At 57.6% G+C, this 16714-nt stretch carries 19 protein-coding genes and 4 tRNA genes; 9 read left to right on the plus strand and 14 right to left on the minus strand.

What is annotated here, in order from left to right; genetic code table 11:
- The first annotated feature begins 30 nt into the window (after positions 1 to 30).
- Both ACI7MX_RS14470 and ACI7MX_RS14475 read left to right on the plus strand, forming a co-directional pair.
- On the plus strand, positions 31 to 1347 hold the full coding sequence (locus ACI7MX_RS14470; RefSeq protein WP_405589388.1) for an MFS transporter: 1317 nt from the start codon (positions 31 to 33) through the stop codon (positions 1345 to 1347).
- A gap of 139 nt (positions 1348 to 1486) precedes the next feature.
- Positions 1487 to 2158: a DUF480 domain-containing protein gene (locus tag ACI7MX_RS14475; protein ID WP_314488326.1), complete on the plus strand. Its 672-nt coding sequence runs from the start codon at positions 1487 to 1489 to the stop codon at positions 2156 to 2158.
- Between the two features lie 37 nt (positions 2159 to 2195).
- Here the strand turns inward: ACI7MX_RS14475 and ACI7MX_RS14480 are convergent, their stop codons facing one another.
- Positions 2196 to 3014: a shikimate 5-dehydrogenase gene (locus ACI7MX_RS14480; protein WP_405589385.1), complete on the minus strand. Its 819-nt coding sequence runs from the start codon at positions 3012 to 3014 to the stop codon at positions 2196 to 2198.
- Between the two features lie 191 nt (positions 3015 to 3205).
- Between ACI7MX_RS14480 and ACI7MX_RS14485 the strand changes: the two genes are divergently transcribed.
- From ACI7MX_RS14485 to ACI7MX_RS14495, 3 genes are all read left to right on the plus strand, one after another.
- A complete protein-coding gene (locus ACI7MX_RS14485) occupies positions 3206 to 3559 on the plus strand; it encodes a hypothetical protein (protein WP_405589383.1) in 354 nt (117 codons plus the stop codon).
- A 149-nt stretch (positions 3560 to 3708) separates the two neighbouring features.
- Complete coding sequence (locus ACI7MX_RS14490; protein ID WP_314488334.1) at positions 3709 to 3903, plus strand: hypothetical protein; 195 nt, start codon at positions 3709 to 3711, stop codon at positions 3901 to 3903.
- 97 nt (positions 3904 to 4000) lie between these two features.
- Positions 4001 to 4195 (plus strand): hypothetical protein, encoded by a 195-nt coding sequence (locus ACI7MX_RS14495; RefSeq protein ID WP_314488337.1) that lies wholly within the window; start codon positions 4001 to 4003, stop codon positions 4193 to 4195.
- On the opposite strand, the gene ACI7MX_RS14500 is transcribed toward ACI7MX_RS14495, so the two are convergent.
- On the minus strand, positions 4143 to 4454 hold the full coding sequence (locus ACI7MX_RS14500) for an AzlD domain-containing protein (RefSeq protein WP_314488340.1): 312 nt from the start codon (positions 4452 to 4454) through the stop codon (positions 4143 to 4145). The two genes, ACI7MX_RS14495 and ACI7MX_RS14500, sit on opposite strands and share 53 nt — an antisense overlap.
- Entirely contained in the window at positions 4451 to 5146 is a 696-nt protein-coding gene (locus ACI7MX_RS14505; RefSeq protein ID WP_314488342.1) for an AzlC family ABC transporter permease, read from the minus strand. The genes ACI7MX_RS14500 and ACI7MX_RS14505 overlap by 4 nt, the downstream gene beginning before the upstream one ends.
- 203 nt (positions 5147 to 5349) lie before the next feature.
- Here ACI7MX_RS14505 and ACI7MX_RS14510 point away from each other — a divergent pair, with 203 nt between their 5' ends.
- Positions 5350 to 5868 carry a DNA starvation/stationary phase protection protein gene (locus ACI7MX_RS14510; RefSeq protein ID WP_314488345.1) on the plus strand — a complete coding sequence of 173 codons (519 nt, stop codon included), beginning with the start codon at positions 5350 to 5352 and terminating at the stop codon, positions 5866 to 5868.
- Positions 5869 to 6032: 164 nt separating this feature from the next.
- Here the strand turns inward: ACI7MX_RS14510 and ACI7MX_RS14515 are convergent, their stop codons facing one another.
- Positions 6033 to 6974 carry a class I SAM-dependent methyltransferase gene (locus tag ACI7MX_RS14515; protein ID WP_405589377.1) on the minus strand — a complete coding sequence of 314 codons (942 nt, stop codon included), beginning with the start codon at positions 6972 to 6974 and terminating at the stop codon, positions 6033 to 6035.
- A gap of 301 nt (positions 6975 to 7275) precedes the next feature.
- Here ACI7MX_RS14515 and pbpG point away from each other — a divergent pair, with 301 nt between their 5' ends.
- On the plus strand, positions 7276 to 8202 hold the full coding sequence (gene pbpG, locus ACI7MX_RS14520; protein ID WP_405589374.1) for a D-alanyl-D-alanine endopeptidase: 927 nt from the start codon (positions 7276 to 7278) through the stop codon (positions 8200 to 8202).
- A 78-nt stretch (positions 8203 to 8280) separates the two neighbouring features.
- Here pbpG and ACI7MX_RS14525 read toward each other — a convergent pair whose 3' ends face one another.
- The 9 genes from ACI7MX_RS14525 to gltX all read right to left on the minus strand — a co-directional run bounded on the left by ACI7MX_RS14525 (position 8281) and on the right by gltX (position 13146).
- Positions 8281 to 8409 (minus strand): hypothetical protein, encoded by a 129-nt coding sequence (locus ACI7MX_RS14525; protein WP_314488353.1) that lies wholly within the window; start codon positions 8407 to 8409, stop codon positions 8281 to 8283.
- Positions 8410 to 8587: 178 nt separating this feature from the next.
- On the minus strand, positions 8588 to 9040 hold the full coding sequence (locus ACI7MX_RS14530; RefSeq protein ID WP_314488356.1) for an Hsp20 family protein: 453 nt from the start codon (positions 9038 to 9040) through the stop codon (positions 8588 to 8590).
- A gap of 133 nt (positions 9041 to 9173) precedes the next feature.
- The gene (locus tag ACI7MX_RS14535) at positions 9174 to 10133 is read right to left on the minus strand and encodes a tRNA dihydrouridine synthase (RefSeq protein WP_405589370.1); all 960 of its coding nucleotides are present in this window, start codon (positions 10131 to 10133) and stop codon (positions 9174 to 9176) included.
- Between the two features lie 72 nt (positions 10134 to 10205).
- Positions 10206 to 10640, minus strand: coding sequence for an acyl-CoA thioesterase (locus ACI7MX_RS14540; protein ID WP_405589367.1), 435 nt, complete (start codon positions 10638 to 10640; stop codon positions 10206 to 10208).
- A 207-nt stretch (positions 10641 to 10847) separates the two neighbouring features.
- A tRNA-Glu gene (locus tag ACI7MX_RS14545) sits at positions 10848 to 10923 on the minus strand.
- Between the two features lie 77 nt (positions 10924 to 11000).
- Positions 11001 to 11076: transfer RNA gene (locus tag ACI7MX_RS14550), tRNA-Ala, on the minus strand.
- 50 nt (positions 11077 to 11126) lie between these two features.
- Positions 11127 to 11202: transfer RNA gene (locus tag ACI7MX_RS14555), tRNA-Glu, on the minus strand.
- Positions 11203 to 11277: 75 nt separating this feature from the next.
- A tRNA-Ala gene (locus ACI7MX_RS14560) sits at positions 11278 to 11353 on the minus strand.
- A gap of 311 nt (positions 11354 to 11664) precedes the next feature.
- Positions 11665 to 13146: a glutamate--tRNA ligase gene (gltX, locus tag ACI7MX_RS14565; RefSeq protein ID WP_122785636.1), complete on the minus strand. Its 1482-nt coding sequence runs from the start codon at positions 13144 to 13146 to the stop codon at positions 11665 to 11667.
- Between the two features lie 202 nt (positions 13147 to 13348).
- On the opposite strand from gltX, the gene ACI7MX_RS14570 reads away from it, so the two are divergent.
- Both ACI7MX_RS14570 and ACI7MX_RS14575 read left to right on the plus strand, forming a co-directional pair.
- Positions 13349 to 14299 carry a 2-hydroxyacid dehydrogenase gene (locus ACI7MX_RS14570; RefSeq protein WP_405589364.1) on the plus strand — a complete coding sequence of 317 codons (951 nt, stop codon included), beginning with the start codon at positions 13349 to 13351 and terminating at the stop codon, positions 14297 to 14299.
- A gap of 12 nt (positions 14300 to 14311) precedes the next feature.
- A complete protein-coding gene (locus ACI7MX_RS14575) occupies positions 14312 to 15634 on the plus strand; it encodes an Nramp family divalent metal transporter (protein ID WP_405589361.1) in 1323 nt (440 codons plus the stop codon).
- A gap of 63 nt (positions 15635 to 15697) precedes the next feature.
- Here the strand turns inward: ACI7MX_RS14575 and ACI7MX_RS14580 are convergent, their stop codons facing one another.
- A complete protein-coding gene (locus ACI7MX_RS14580; RefSeq protein ID WP_405589498.1) occupies positions 15698 to 16660 on the minus strand; it encodes an alpha/beta hydrolase in 963 nt (320 codons plus the stop codon).
- Positions 16661 to 16714 lie beyond the last annotated feature (54 nt).

The raw sequence follows: 16714 nt of genomic DNA on the forward strand, positions 1-16714 counted from the left end.
ATAACAATACGTCACCGCCAGGAGACACACATGCCCTCTGCAAATGCTGGTACAACCCTTGCGACCACTGTCGCAGACCCGTTACAGGTGCTTTATCGCAAGATCACCTGGAAGCTCATTCCCTTTCTTTGCTTTTGTTATCTGGCCTCTTATCTGGACCGGATCAACATCGGCTTTGCCAAGCTGCAAATGCTCGGCGACTTGCAGTTCAGTGAAACGGCGTTCGGCCTGGGTGCGGGCCTGTTTTTTGTGGGCTATATCCTGTTCGAAGTACCGAGCAACCTGGCCCTTGAAAAAGTCGGGGCCAAAGTCTGGATCGCCCGCATCATGATCAGTTGGGGGCTGTTGTCGGCCTGCACCATGCTCGTCACCACCCCGACCCAGTTCTATGTGGTGCGCTTCCTCTTGGGCGCGGCAGAAGCGGGCTTTCTGCCGGGCGTGCTGTATTACTTGACCACCTGGTTTCCGACCCATCGGCGCGGGCGCATCATCGCCCTGTTTATGATCGGCATGCCCCTGTCCAGCGTTATAGGTGGGCCGCTGTCAGGCTGGATCATGGGCGCGTTCGACAACACGGCGGGCCTTCACGGCTGGCAATGGTTGTTCATCCTTGAAGCGGTGCCCACCGTACTGTTGGGTATCTTGACGTTCTGGGCATTGCCCAACAGTCATCACTCGGTCAAATGGTTGAGCCCCGAGGAAAAGTCCCTGCTCGAAACAGAGCTGCGCCTGGACGACGCCGAAGGCAAGCACAGCAAACACAGCTTTCGTGACGGTTTCTTCAACCTGAAAGTCTGGATGCTGGGCGGGATCGATTTTTCCATCCTGCTGAGCGCCTACGCGATGGCCTTCTGGATGCCGACCTTTATCCGCAATGCGGGGGTGGCGGACAACTTCCATATCGGCGTACTGACCGCCCTGCCCAGCGCCGCCGCCGTGATTGGCATGCTGATGATCGGCGCCAGCTCTGACCGTCGCCGCGAACGCCGCTGGCATATCATTGTGCCGTTTCTGATTGGCGCGGCTGCGATGGCTGGCACCACCTTTTTCAGCCACAACGTGTTTGCCACGGTGTTGCTGTTTGGTATTGCTTCGGCGGCCATCATCGGCGCCGTGCCGGTGTTTTTCAGCTTGCCGGCGACCTTTCTCAAAGGCCGAGCGGCCGCCACCGGCTTTGCCCTGGCCTGCTCACTGGCCAATATTGCCGGACTGGTGAGCAACTCGTTGATGGGTATTGCCATCGACGTCACCGGCAGCGGCAACGGCGCGCTGTGGTTCTTCGCGCTCTGCCTGCTGCTGAGCAGCCTGCTGGTGATCGCCTTACCGGCGAAGCTGGTTAACCGCTGAAACAACACGCCAAAACCTCGTAGCAGCTGACGAGCTCTGCGAGGCTGCTGCGACGAGCGTTGTCTTTCCTGTGCGTGACAGTCGCTCTGGCGCACAAAAAACTCCACAATGGCCGCTGGCTAAAAATGGAGAAGAAAAAATGGAAGCCCCTTCAAGTCAATCCCCAGACAGCACCCTTCTCGACGCCCACAGCGAACCCCGGCTCGACGCCATCGAGATTCGCATTCTCGGCTCGCTGATCGAGAAACAAGCCACCAACCCTGAAACCTACCCGCTGACGCTCAATGCGCTGGTACTGGCGTGCAACCAGAAAACCAGCCGTGAACCGGTGATGAGCCTGACCCAAGGGCAAGTCGGGCACAGCTTGCGCGCACTGGAAGGCCGCGGCTTTACCCGTCTGGTAATGGGCAGCCGGGCAGACCGCTGGGAACATCGAGTGGATAAGGCGCTGGAGCTGGTGCCCGCCCAAGTGATCCTGCTGGGCCTGCTGTTTCTGCGCGGCCCACAAACCCTCAACGAGCTTTTGACCCGCAGTTCGCGCATGCACGACTTTGAAGACACTGAGCAAGTGCAGCACCAGCTCGAACGCTTGATAGCGCGCGATCTGGCACTACTGGTGCCACGCCAGAGCGGCCAGCGCGAAGATCGCTACATGCATGCACTGGGCGACCCGGCCGACATCGACACCTTGATGGCTGCCCGTCAGCAACCCGCCGAACGCAGCAGCAGTGCTGGGGTTTCGCTGGAGCGTTTTGAAGCGCTGGAGGCGCGCATTGCCGCGCTGGAAGCGCGCTTGGCAGAGCTGGAGTAAACCCGCAAACGGGCGAGGTGACTCGCCCGCCACCTTGTCAGCTGCGAGCAAAGGCCACAGCCGCCTGAAACTGCTCAGGGGTGGGGCGAACGCCGGTGTACAGCACAAACTGCTCCAGCGCCTGAATCGCGATCACTTCCAGCCCGGTGATCACCTGCTTACCCTGCGCACGCCCACGTTTGATCAAGGGTGTTTCGACAGGAATGGCCACCACGTCGAAGACAATCTCGGCACCGTCCACCGCATCTTCCTCAAAGGCCAAATCATCTGCTTCGGCCCCGCCCGCCATCCCCACCGGCGACACATTGATCAGCATTTGCGGCCTGTGTGCGCCCAATTGCACTTGCCACGTGTAGCCGCAACTTGTCGCCAGCGCCGTACCGGTCCCCTGATTGCGTGCAACCACGAGGCCGTTGTGATAACCGCCATCGCGCAAGGCGCTCGCTACGGCCTTGGCCATGCCACCGCTGCCCAGCAGAGCAAAGGTCGTGTCTTTAGGAACCTGATGGGTCTCAAGCAATTGCGCGATGGCGATGTAATCGGTGTTATAGGCCTTAAGGTGCCCGTCGGTATTGACGATGGTGTTGATCGACGCAATCGCCTGCGCTGACGCATCCAGCTCATCCACCAGCGCGATGCAGGCTTCCTTGAACGGCATGGACACGCCGCACCCGCGAATCCCCAACGCTCTGATGCCGGTCACGGCGCCCGTCAGATCCTTGGTGGTAAAGGCCTTGTAGTAAAAATTGAGGCCTAGTTGCTCGTACAGATGATTATGAAAACGCAGTCCAAAGTTGCCCGGTCGACCTGACAGCGATATGCACAACCGGGTGTCTTTGTCCGGATTCATTTGCATGCCCATCTCCTTGCTGAATGTTTTCTAATGATAGGTTTGACTGAAACGTGAGGCGCTGCGCTTAAACGTGTCAGCCCCCGCAAGACCTTACACAAAATTTACTCACGGGCTTCGCAGTTTTTTCGAAACCGCTGTCTGATGGTTATCCCCGCACGCTTTATGCGGGCCGTGCTGAAGTTCGAGGAATCGTCATGATGCGTTCTCTCCCCGCAGTCGCTTTACTTATTGGCGCATTGGCTGTCACAGGCCCGGCTTCAGCCCATGGCGGCTGGGGTGCCGGCCCGGCCATCGTAGGCGCAGTGGTGGGTGCTGCCGTCATCGGCTCGGTGATTGCCGGCCAGCAAGAACGTCCGGTGTATGTGCAACAACAACCCGTCTATGTTCAGCCGCAACCGGTCTATGTGCAGGCTCCACCCGTGTATTACCAGCCACAGCCGGTGTATGTACAGGCTCCGCAGCCGGTCTACTATCAAGGTCATTACGGTCGGCCGCAGCCAGTGTATTACGGCCCGCCACGGGGCTATTACGGCCCGCCTCGCTGGTAATCGGCACGCGGGTTAAGGGCAAAGGCCCAAAAAACTGGCATGAAAGTCGCTTGTGAATCTGCTAACCCGCTGCAATTGCGGCATAAAGTAACGCCATGCAGCGGCATGTACTCAGACCACGAGACGCTATAAAAACAAGGACGCCTGGTATGCCAACCCAAAACCCGCACCGCATTGTCGGCTTGTGCACCTCCAACAAGGTCTACAACACCCTGACAGAACTCAAGCAGCTTGAAGGCCACCGCACCGCAAAAATGGTGTCGCTGCTGGCCCAGCATCTTGTCCATCAGGGCCTGTTGAGCGAAGAGGACGTCATGCACATGCTCGATCAAGTGGTCGACTAAGGATCACCCCACTGACATCAATGGCGACTATCACCCGCAATGATTTTTTGAAGGGCGGCCACGGCCGTAAGCTAAGCTCAATTAGTCGGAGGTGTGTATGCCCAACGTTCATGTGATGTCAGTCATTGGCAGTGCCGTTCCCGCCCCACTCAGGGCTGACGGTCTGCTCGCCTGCTGGTACGTGGTTATCGACGGCGTTACCGTCAGTGGCCCCTTCTCTACCCGCGCTGCCGCCGAGGTCATAGCCACCAGCGAAACAGGTAAAACAACGCCACACTTAACACGACACTGAGCAGCACGTTGCGACTCCAGAGCATCAGCCCTATCGCGCACAGCCCGGCCAGCAGGTAAGGATTAGCGGGACTGAGATTCAGGGTGTGATCCTTGATAAAAATGATCGGCCCACAAATCGCCGTCAGCATTCCCGGCACCGCAAACCCCAGGAACTCCTTGACCCCTCGATTCAGGCGAATCGGCAAACGCGGCTCCAGAAACAGGTAGCGGTTGAAAAACAGAATCAACGTCATCCCGCCAATAATCACCCAGATCATGCCAAGTACCCTCCCACGCGCTTGCACACATAACCCGCGCACATGCCCGCAAGGCCCGCGAGCACAATGGCCGATTCCCACTGCCAATGACTGAACAGCACCACGCACAGCAGTGAAACCGCCACGCACACGACGGTGGGAAGGTTGCGCACTATTGGGGTAATCAGCGCAATAAAGGTCGCCGCAATCGAGAACTCAAGCCCCAACTGATCCAGCCCCGGAATGCTTTTGCCCAGCACTACGCCTAGCAGGGTGAAGATATTCCAGCCTACGTACATGCACAGTCCCACGCCCAGCGCGTACCAGCGATTAAAGGTCTGGCGGTCAAACGGGCTGACCAGCGCAAAGAACTCGTCAGTCAGCAAAAAACCCAGGCCAAAACGCCACTTGCCAGGCATAGGCGCCACCAGCGGGCGCAGGTGCATGGCGTACAACAGGTGTTGCGAGGTCAACAGCAGCGTGGTCACCAAAATCGAAATCACACTGGCACCGCCCTTGATCATGCCAATGGCCACCAGTTGGGCAGCGCCGGCAAACACGAACAAGGACAAGCCCTGACTTTGCATCGGGGTCAGTTGGGCATCAATCGCCGTCGAGCCTGCAAGCAAGCCCCAGGGCGCGCACGCCAACGTTAAAGGAAGACAGGCAATCGCACCGCGGGTAAATGCAATGCGAGGAACAGTAGTAGGCATCTAAATGCATCCGGACAGTCAGCAGCGTCAAAGGGTCGCAGCTCGAGCTAAAAAAGTCTTGAACGATCGGGTTATTCAACGAGTCGATGAGTGTAACCGCTGAGGTGCAGCGGTCTGACAGGTTTGACGGAAAACTGATCGTAGTCTTTAGTCAGCGGGCATACCCCACCTGTTTTCATTCACAGCCATCACGAGGAACCACCATGAAAGACCTGAAATCCGCCAAGGAAAGCAGAAAGGCCGATCTGCGGACACCTACGGCGCTGAGCGAAGAAGCCTGCATCAACATTGCGGCTGAAGTGAATGCTCTACTGGCAGACACCTTTGCCATTTACATCAAAACCAAAAACTTCCACTGGCACATGTCCGGCCCGCATTTCCGTGACTTCCACCTGCTACTGGACGAACAAGCCGACCAGATTTACGCCACGACCGATGCCATTGCCGAGCGCGTGCGCAAGCTGGGTCGCACCACCATTCGTTCGATCGGCCATATCAAACGACTCCAGCGCCTGCTGGACAACGACGCCGAATTTGTAACCCCAGAAGACATGCTGGCAGAGCTGCGCGAAGACAATATCCAGCTGGCCGGCTACATGCGTGAAACCCACGACATGTGCTCGGAGTTGGGCGACGTTGCCACCACCAGCCTGCTGGAAAACTGGATCGACGAAGCTGAAGAGCGCGTCTGGTTCCTGTTCGAGTCGTCACGCACCAAGTAACACTCGATTCGTGTAGCCCTGCGCATGGGCAAAAAGCCTTTAGCAGCGGCTACACGCGCATGAAATTTGTTTCACAGTCTTTGCAGGTAACGCACGCTATATTCGGGTTGCTCATTTAATGAACCCTTCGCCCGCACCCTCCCCCGCGGGCTTTTTTTTGCCTGTCAAATACCCTGTTTGAATACCAGTGCCTTCAAACCGCATTCAGCATCGGCATCAGGAAATTCCGGCGGGTTGTCCAGACGTTGAACAAACCTCAAGGCAGGTGCATCCACCGTGACGCCTTCAATCAGGAAGTCCGACCCCAAGGCCGGATCATTCATGCAGGCCAGCACTGTTCCGTTGTCAGTCAGCAGTTCCGGCAAGCGGCGCACCACGCGCTGGTAATCCTTGGTCAACAAAAAGCTGCCTTTCTGAAAGGACGGCGGATCAATGATCACCAGATCATACGGCCCCATGCTTTTGACCTTGCCCCAGGACTTGAACAGATCATGCCCAAGAAAGCTCACCTTGCTCATGTCATGCCCATTGAGCCGGTGGTTATCCCGACCCCGGCTCAGCGCGGCGCGGGACATATCGAGGTTGACCACATGCTGCGCGCCCCCTTCGATGGCCGCGACCGAAAAACCGCAGGTGTAGGCAAACAAATTCAAGACCCGCTTGCCCTCGGCATGTTGCCGCACCCAGTCGCGGCCATAGCGCATGTCCAGAAACAAACCGTTGTTCTGCTTGCGGCCCAGGTCGACGCAATACCGCAAACCCCCTTCGGTCAGCGTCCATTCATCAATCGCCTCCCCCACCAGCCATTCGGTGTCACTTTGCAGGGTATAGCGATGCTGCAATACCAGCGTATGCGCGCCGCTGGCCTGCCACACAGGCTGCTGGGCAAGATTCAGCAACAACTGCTTTAGCGCGTCAAGCTGTTCAGGTTCAGGCTCCTTGAACAGCGAAACCAATACCACGCCTTGCAGCCAGTCCACCGTCAATTGCTCTAGCCCCGGCCAGCACCGCCCACGCCCATGGAACAAGCGCCGCGTTTCTGCGGGCGCAGCTTCCAGAGCGATCGATAAATGCTGGTTAAGAGTGCTTAGCGCTTCAGGAGTCATCGGGCTGGCCGGTCAATTCAAAGGGCCGGCATTTTACACAATTGCCAGGCACTGAGTGCTGCACGACCGTTCAGTTAGCGCTCAGGTTCAAACTGCTACCCTTCTACCGCGCCGCGGTCTGCGCGAGAAACAGCCATCGACCTAACGCCCAAAAAAAGATTATTTACATCAAATACATCGTGTAAACCCCCGCAAATACAGGAATTTCAAACAATCTTGGTCCATACTCGGCAAATGTAACCCGATGTGTAAATCAACCTTCGGGTCGCAGCACTCACCCACCCTTTTTGAGTCAAACTGCGTGAAAATTTATCTTTCTATGTTGAGCCTGATTCTAGTTCTGACAGGCACCGCCGCTTCTTCAGTTGCCGCAGCGACTGAAAGCACATTAGCGCCACGCGATACCTCACAACTGCACATTGCTTCTGGCAGCGCCATGCTGGTTGACCTGCAAACCAATAAAGTCATTTTTGCCAGCAACCCCGACGTCGTCGTCCCCATTGCTTCCGTCAGCAAGTTAATGACGGCCATGGTGGTGCTGGATGCCAAGCAGTCGATGGACGAGTACATTTCGGTCAATATCAGCGACACACCGGAAATGAAGGGCGTGTTTTCCCGCGTCAAACTGGGCAGCGAGCTGTCGCGTCATGAAATGATGCTGATCACTTTGATGTCTTCGGAAAACCGCGCCGCCGCGAGCCTCGCCCACCACTACCCCGGTGGTTATGTCGCATTTATTGCCGCGATGAATGCCAAGGCAAAAAGCCTGGGCATGATGAATACGCATTACGTCGAACCGACCGGCCTGTCGATGCACAACGTGTCCACGGCGCGGGACTTGAGCAAGCTGCTATCTGCGGCGCGCAAATACCCGATGCTGAGCCAGTTGAGCACCACCAAAGAAAAAACCGTGGCGTTCCGTAAACCTAACTACACGCTGGGTTTTCGTAATACCGATCACTTGGTCAACAAAGACAAGTGGAACATCAAGATCACCAAAACCGGCTTTACCAATCAGGCAGGCCACTGCCTGGTACTGGTTACCGAAATGGGCAACCGCCCGGTATCGCTGGTCATTCTTGATGCGTTTGGCAAATACACCCACTTTGCTGATGCCGGGCGTATTCGTAATTGGGTAGAAACAGGAAAAAGCGGCAGCGTGCCCGATGTGGCCCTGCGCTATAAAGCGGACAAGAACCTGAAATCCCGCCACGAAGCAGGTAAGTGATGAATAAGGGAGGCGAAATATAAAAGCAGGCACCCGCTTTGGGGAGAGGGATCAAAACAGATGCCTGCGTGCTGCTCTTTATGATTTCACAGGCTTGGAGGGGACCTTCTTAACCGTTTCGACGGTGGTTTCTCTCGGCCTGCGCTTTGCTTCTTCCAACGGAATAAACAGACCAGTGACTGAATCGCGAGCACGCTTGTTTTTCATTTGAGACTCCTGAGATAACCCCGAACACCGCTGTGTTCAGGCCAATGTCAAAAGAGTAGTTGAGAAAAAACAGCGTTAACCTCTCTTGAAACAAGCGCTTGCAGTTCAGTCAGCTCCCTTCGCCCTATGGAAGAGAACCCCGCCCAAGGACGGGGTTCCTGTCAGACGCTCACTCAGATCAGTTTTCCAGAGTGGCTTGTTGACCCCCATTGATAGGAATGCGTTTTGCTTTCGCTTCTTCTGGCACGACCCTCTGCAAGTCAATGCTCAGCAAGCCGTTGCTCAGGTTTGCGCCTTTGATCTCGATGTGGTCATCGAGGCGGAAGGACAGTTTGAATGCCCGTTGCGCAATGCCCTGATGCAAGAAGGTCACGCCTTCTTCACTGCTGGTTTCGCGTTTGCTGCCGCTCACGGTCAGCACACCTTTCTCTACTTGCAGGTCCAGATCTTCTTGCTGGAAGCCTGCGGTGGCTACGACGATGCGATAGCTGTCTTCACCGCGTTTTTCAACGTTGTAAGGTGGGTACCCACCGCTCGAATCATTGCGAAGCGCGGTTTCAAACAAGTCACTAAAACGGTCAAAGCCGACAGAATTACGGAACAGTGGCGCCATGGAAAATGCGTTGCTCATAATTTAGCCTCCTGATTTCAGCGAGATTTTGTTTCTGCGACCCGGTTTCGGCATCGCTTAACCCCTAAATAGGGACCACCCAATCCATTTCAAGGGTTTTTTTTCAATTTTTTTTAATTTTTTTTTGCCCGCCTCAGGCAGCGTCCTGGGGCGGATTGTTGACCATATGACGGACTTTTTCGCAGTCGGTTTCACGGCGCATGGCATTGAACAACACCACCGCTTCGGGGTAGTTGCGGGTCAACATCGCCAGCCACTGCTTGAGACGGCCCGGCGCTGAGCGCGGGGTCAATTGCGCCTCGGCCTGGGCCCAGAAATCACGAATCATGGGCTGCAAATCGGCCCACGTCATCGGCACCACCTCTTCACCGGCACGTGCCGCCGCAATCTGGCGAGCCAGATCGGGGCGCGTCACCAGACCACGACCCAGCATGATGTCTTCGGCCCCACTGATTTCGCGGCAACGGCGCCAATCTTCAACCGACCAGATGTCGCCGTTGGCAAATACCGGCACTTTGACCGCGTCCTGCACTTGGGCGATGTACTCCCAATGCGCAGGGGGCTTGTAGCCATCCATCTTGGTTCGCGCATGCACCACGATCTGGCTGGCACCGCCTTCGGCAAGGGCAATCGCACATTCATTAGCGCTGTCAGGCGTGTCGAAGCCCAGACGCATCTTTGCCGTGACCGGAATATGCGCAGGCACGGTGCGGCGCACTTGCAGCAAGATGGCGTGAAGCAATTCCGGCTCTTTGAGCAACACCGCACCGCCGCGGGATTTATTCACCGTTTTGGCCGGGCAGCCGAAATTGAGGTCGATCACCTCGCTGCCCAACTGGCAGGCCAGCGCTGCGTTATCGGCCAGACACGCCGGATCGGAACCCAGCAACTGTACGCGCAGCGGCACACCGGCACGGGTTTTGGCACCGTGCTGCAACTCAGGGGCAAACTTGTGAATATAGGCTTCAGGCAGCAGCCGCTCGGTGACGCGAATAAATTCGGTCACGCACCAATCAATACCACCGGTGCGGGTCAACACATCACGCAGGATGTTATCGACCAACCCTTCCATCGGCGCCAAGGCAATTTGCATGGGGACTCTCATAAAAAACATGCGGCAGTTTACGGGGTTCTGCCGCGATTCGGAATCAGCGACTTGCTCGGGTCAGCGACCTACGACAGCCGGCCCGTAGCCTTCCAGAAACTCGGCCGGTAAGCGCTTGGCCTTGCCGCTGGACAATTCGATGCAAACAAACGTGGTTTGTGCCCGCAGCAAGGTTTTAGCGTCGCGGGGGCGAATCAACTGAAAGTGACGGGTCATGCGCAAGCGACCATCGCACTCAACAATCCAGGTGGCCAGCTGCAACTCATCGCCCTCATAGGCGCTGGCGAGGTAGTCGATCTCATGGCGGGCCACGGCCATGGCGCGATCCAGTCGCCGATACTCGGTCAGATCAAGCCCCAGGCGCTGCGAGTGACGCCAGGCGCAACGCTCAAGCCAGACCACATAAGCGGCGTTATTGGCATGACCAAATCCGTCAATGTCCTCGGCCTGCACTTGCAGATCAATGATGAATGGTGTTGGTAGATCCCACGACATGAGCCGTCTCCGAGGTAGCTGGATGCAGCTGCAAGCTGCAAGCTGCAAGCTGCAAGCTGCAAGCCATAAGCTACAAGCGGCATGTGTTTGTCTGCACGCTTGAAGCTTGAAGCTTACCGCATGCAGCTGCTTCAAAAAGCACCAGACAAACAAAAGGGCCATTCAATAATTGAATGACCCTTTAAAATCCCGCAGAGCGGGTAATCGTGGCGTCCCCTAGGGGACTCGAACCCCTGTTACCGCCGTGAAAGGGCGGTGTCCTAGGCCACTAGACGAAGGGGACACAAACCCTTCTAACAGTGATCAGCGCTGAGTGCTGATCGATTCAATGCCAGTGTGGCCCGGCATTGAACTGTAAATTGGTGGAGCTAAACGGGATCGAACCGTTGACCTCTTGCATGCCATGCAAGCGCTCTCCCAGCTGAGCTATAGCCCCGATTTATCGCCTGGCGGCGGAGCAACATCGAAATGCTGCTTCTGTGAAACTGGCGTCCCCTAGGGGACTCGAACCCCTGTTACCGCCGTGAAAGGGCGGTGTCCTAGGCCACTAGACGAAGGGGACATAAACCTTCTAACTGATCAGCGCTGAGTGCTGATCGATTCAATGCCGGTGTGGCCAAGCATTGAACTGTAAATTTGGTGGAGCTAAACGGGATCGAACCGTTGACCTCTTGCATGCCATGCAAGCGCTCTCCCAGCTGAGCTATAGCCCCAAACAGTCAGTGTTGCGTGTTGCTGTGTGGACGGGGCGCATATTAAGACCGGATCGGTAGGCTGTCAAACTTATTTTCAAAGTTTTTTGAAAAAAATCACCGTGAGAACAACCACTTACCCTCACACCCCCGAAAACACGGACTTTCGCAGACCTACTCACCCGTAGCAGCTGCCGCAGGCTGCGTCCGATTGCGCAGCGATCGCAAACCCTGAACTCGCGGACTTTCAGTAAAACCCCGGAATTAGAACTTACGACGGCTAAGCCGCCGGACGCAGCCTGCGGCAGCTGCTACGGGTGTTTCAACGCGTATCAGCCGATTGCGTTGAACAGCTTTTCCCACTCTTTGTTTTCTTTCTTCGACACACCACCCAGCAGGTCAAGCGCCTGACGCAGACGGAAGCGGGTCAGGTCCGGCCCCAGAATCTCCATCGCGTCCAGTACCGACACCGAGCTGGCCTGGCCCGTGATCGAAGCGAACATCAGTGGCATCGCATCACGCAGCTTCAACTCAAGGGACTCAACCACCGTCTGAATACAGCCGGTGATGGCGTCTTTTTCCCACTGACGCAAGCTCTCCAGCTTCCACAAGATCAATTGCATCAACTGACGCACTTGCTCGTTGGACAGCTTCTTGTGCTCAAACAGCTTAGCATCCAGCTGCAAGCCACCCGAGAAGAAGAACCCGGCCAGCGGGGCAATCTGGCTGAACGTTTCGACACGGCCCTGCACCAGCGGTGCGATTTTCATCATGTACTCAGGGTTGAGGGCCCATTGCTGAACGCGGCTGGCGAACTCGTCCAGCGGCAAATCACGCAACCACTGACCGTTCAACCACGACAGCTTCTCGACGTCAAAGATAGGCCCGCCCAGCGACACACGGCTCAGGTCAAAGTTATCGACCATTTCCTGCAACGAAAACTTCTCGCGCTCGTCCGGCATCGACCAGCCCATGCGGCCCAAGTAGTTGAGCATCGCCTCGGGCATAAAACCCATGCGCTCGTAGAACGTGACCGAGGTCGGGTTCTTGCGCTTGGATAGCTTGCTCTTGTCCGGGTTACGCAGCAGCGGCATGTAGCACAGCTGCGGCTGTTCCCAGCCGAAGTATTCGTAAAGCAGGATCAGCTTGGGTGCCGACGGCAGCCATTCTTCGCCACGCAATACGTGAGTGATGCCCATCAAATGGTCATCGACCACGTTGGCCAGGAAGTAAGTCGGCAAGCCGTCGGTCTTCATCAGCACTTGCATGTCCATGCGATCCCACGGGATCTCAACGTCGCCACGCAGCAGGTCAGGCACCACGCAAACGCCCTCGGTCGGCACTTTCATGCGGATCACGTGGGGTTCGCCTGCCGCCAGACGCTGGGCAACTTCTTCTTTGGACAGCAACAAGGCACGACCGTCGTAACGCGGGGTTTCGCCCTTGGCCATTTGCTCGGCGCGCATCTGGTCAAGCTCTTCGGCCGTGCAGAAGCACGGGAAGGCGTGGCCCATGTCAACCAGTTGCTGGGTGTACTTTTTGTAGATGTCGCTGCGCTCGCTTTGACGGTAAGGGCCGTGCGGGCCGCCAACATCCGGGCCTTCGCTCCAGGTAATACCCAACCAGCGCAAGGCGTCGTAGATCTGCTGCTCGGACTCGCGGGTCGAACGCAACTGATCGGTGTCTTCAATACGCAGAATAAATTCGCCGCCATGCTGCTTGGCAAAGCAGTAGTTGAACAAAGCGATGTAAGCGGTGCCGACGTGAGGGTCGCCGGTAGGCGATGGCGCGATGCGCGTGCGAACGGTGGTCATGGGCGGTCTCGAACTGGAGATAAAACAAAGGGCGAATGGTAACAGGCCGACCCGGCTTGGCTCCAGCGCGAGACTTGACCCAACTGCCACACGGTTGAAAAAAGCAGAAATAGCGTACTTGTATCGAGTTGATACAGGGAAAAGCTGCCGACAGCAGTGTTAATCTCAGGCCTTTCTCGACTTTTCTTGGCTGGAGACAGGTATGTCCCGCGTTGTGCTGGTGCTGGTTGAAGCGGTAAACGATTACTTGCCCCTGCTGGAGCAGGCCGGTTTTGAACTGATTCGCGCGCCGACCCCGGCCAGTCGCGCCGAAGCCATTGCTACTCAAGGCGAGCGTATTGACGCCGTACTGACCCGCGGCCCGCTGGGCTTGTACGCCGCTGAAATCGCCGCCCTGCCCCACTTGAAAATCATCTGCGTGATTGGCGCCGGTTATGAACATGTCGACTTGCAGGCCGCCAGCAATCGTTCAATCACCGTGACCAATGGCGCGGGTGCCAATGCCCCGACGGTTGCTGACCATGCGATGGCGCTGCTGCTGGCACTGGTACGCGGCATCCCCCAGGCAGACGCCAGCGTTCGGCGTGGCGAATGGCTCAAGCCCATGTGCCCTACCCTTGAAGGCAAGCGGCTGGGCATTGTCGGCCTTGGCGCCGTGGGGCTGGCCATTGCCCGTCGTGCCGCTAACGGCTTTGACATGAGCGTCAGCTACCACAACCGCCAACCCCGGTCCGATGTGCCCTACACCTACCAGCCCAGTGTGCGCGAACTGGCGGGAGCGGTAGATTTTCTGATCGTGGCCGCCCCCGGTGGCCCGGCGACGCACCATCTGGTAGACCAGCAGGTACTTGAAGCGTTAGGGCCACAGGGCTACCTGATCAATATTGGCCGTGCCAGCGTGGTCGACACGCACGCACTGGTTGCAGCCTTGACCGAAGGCCGCATCGCCGGTGCCGGACTGGATGTATTCGATGACGAACCGCGCGTGCCCGACGCGCTCAAACTGCTGAGCAATGTGGTCTTGACCCCACACATCGCCGGGCAGTCGCCGCAAGCGGCCCAAGACACCGTGCAACTCGTGGTCTTGAACCTGCAAGCGTTCTTCAGCGGCCAACCGCTGCTCACGCCCGTGCGCTTACCCGCCCCTCAGTAACGGAGCACGCGCTTGAAATTCAGCCTGCCGAAAATCGCCACCGCGCCCTTCTGCCCTCCCGAAGTCAGCGGCAGCATCCCTGTCGACCCCAGCGCGCCATTCTGGAAACGCGTTCTGCGCTTTGCCGGGCCCGGCCTGCTGATCAGCATCGGCTACATGGACCCCGGCAACTGGGCGACGGCGATCGAAGCGGGATCGCGTTATGGCTACAACCTGCTGTTCGTCGTATTGCTCGCCAGCCTGGCCGGCATGACCGTGCAATGCCTGTGCTCGCGACTGGGCATTGCCACTGGGCGCGACCTCGCGCAACTGAGCCGCGAGCGCTACAGCAAGCGCTCTGCGCGGGTGCAATGGCTGCTGGCAGAGTTTTCGATCATCGCCACCGACCTGGCCGAAGTGCTCGGCTGTGCACTGGCCTTTCACTTGTTACTCGGGTGCTCGATGACCTTCGGCATCGCCCTGACAGCCTTCGACACCCTGCTTATATTGGCCTTGCAGGGCAAAGGGTTCCGTCGCCTGGAAGCCATTATGCTGGCGCTGGTACTGACCATTGTCGCGTGCTTCTTTGTCGAACTGGTGCTGATCAAACCGTACTGGCCGGACGTGTTCGAAGGGTTCAAACCCTCACTGTCAGCCATCAACGACGCGGCGCCGCTGTACATCGCCATCGGCATCATTGGTGCCACCGTCATGCCACACAACCTGTACCTGCACAGCTCCATCGTGCAAACCCGCCTGACGGGCAAGGACTACGCCAGCAAACTGGACGCCGTGCGCCTGTCGCGCATCGACACCATGGGTTCACTGGCACTAGCGCTGCTGGTCAACGCCTCGATCTTGATACTGGCAGCCGCCGCCTTTCACCACACGGGCCACACCGACGTTGTCGAAATTCAGGACGCATACCGCATGCTCGACCCGCTGGTAGGCGGGGCCATGGCCAGCATCTTGTTCGGCGTGGCGCTGCTGGCCTCCGGACAAAGCTCGACCTTCACCGGCACCATCGCCGGGCAAGTGATCATGGAAGGCTATCTGGACTTGCGCATACCCTGCTGGCAACGACGCCTGATTACCCGCGGGCTGGCGTTGATACCCGCCTTTGTGGGGGTATGGCTGATGGGTGACGATGCCGTGGGCAAACTGTTGATCCTCAGTCAGGTAGTTCTCAGCCTGCAACTGCCCTTTGCGCTGTACCCGTTGATCCGCATGACCAGCGATAAAAAACTGATGGGGCCGTTTGCCAACCGCCTGCCAACACGTTTATTGGCGTGGTTTCTGTTTGCTGTGATCAGCACGGCCAATGTGTGGTTGATTGCGCAGATCACGTTCAACTAAAGCCCCTGAGGAAACCGCCCCCAATCCTCACCTTCGCGAAGAGGATTGGGGGGAAGCACAAGGTCATATAGACAACTGCTCATCCAGCCACCCCGCCACCCGCCCATGAATGCCTGCCACTTCCTCCAGCAGCCCGCTCATGCGCATAAAGTCGTGGGTCATGCCGGGTTCTTGCAGCAACAACACCGCATTGCCCGCCGCCATGAGTTTGTCGGCATACGCCAACCCTTCGTCATACAACGGGTCATACCCTGCCAGGTAGACCAGCGCCGGGGCCAACCCGCTCAGGTCTGGCGTCAGCAACGGCGAGATGCGCCAGTCATGCAGGTCAGCTTCATGACGGGTGTAGTGTCGATAGAACCAGTCCATGCTCGCGGTTTCCAGCAAGTAACCTTCTGCAAACGCGGCATGGGAGCCGCGCTTGCAGCTGCCATCGGTTACCGGATACAGCAGCACTTGCGCACGCGGTACGATGGCCACTTCCTGCGGGTCACGCACTGCCAGAATCGATAAGACGGTGCTCAAGGTGCCGCCCGCGCTGTCGCCAGCAAAGGCCACCCGCGATGCATCCAGCCCGTGTTTGGCGCCATCATGCAGCAGCCAGTTGACCGCATCGCAGGCGTCATGCACGGCGGTGGGGAACACCCATTCCGGAGCAAGCCGGTACTCCACGGCCAGCACAGCAAATTGCCCCGCCGCGGTTAACCGGCGGCACAGGGCATCATGGCTGTCGAGACTGCCGATCACATAGCCACCGCCGTGAAAGTACACCACCACCGGCAAGGGATTGATCTCCAGATCGGGGCGCCGATACAGCCGCGCCGCCAGGCTGAAGTTGTCCCGCGCCGGGATACGCACGTCGTAGCTGTCGATCTCGGGCACCGGCACGTCAAACACGGGCGAGCTGAGTTCAAACTCGCTGCGGGCCTGCGCCGGGGTCATTTCATGCATCGGCTGGCTCTTGCCGGTCATGCGGCTGAATTCAGCCAGTTCCAAAAACGCTTCCAGTTCGGGTAATACCGACATTTCGATTTCCTTGTATTCAATGCAGCGCGCAGCCATCGTAAAACCATTCAATCC

Source organism: Pseudomonas sp. 2024-210 (assembly GCF_045062345.1).
In the GTDB taxonomy this organism is placed as follows: Bacteria; Pseudomonadota; Gammaproteobacteria; order Pseudomonadales; family Pseudomonadaceae; genus Aquipseudomonas.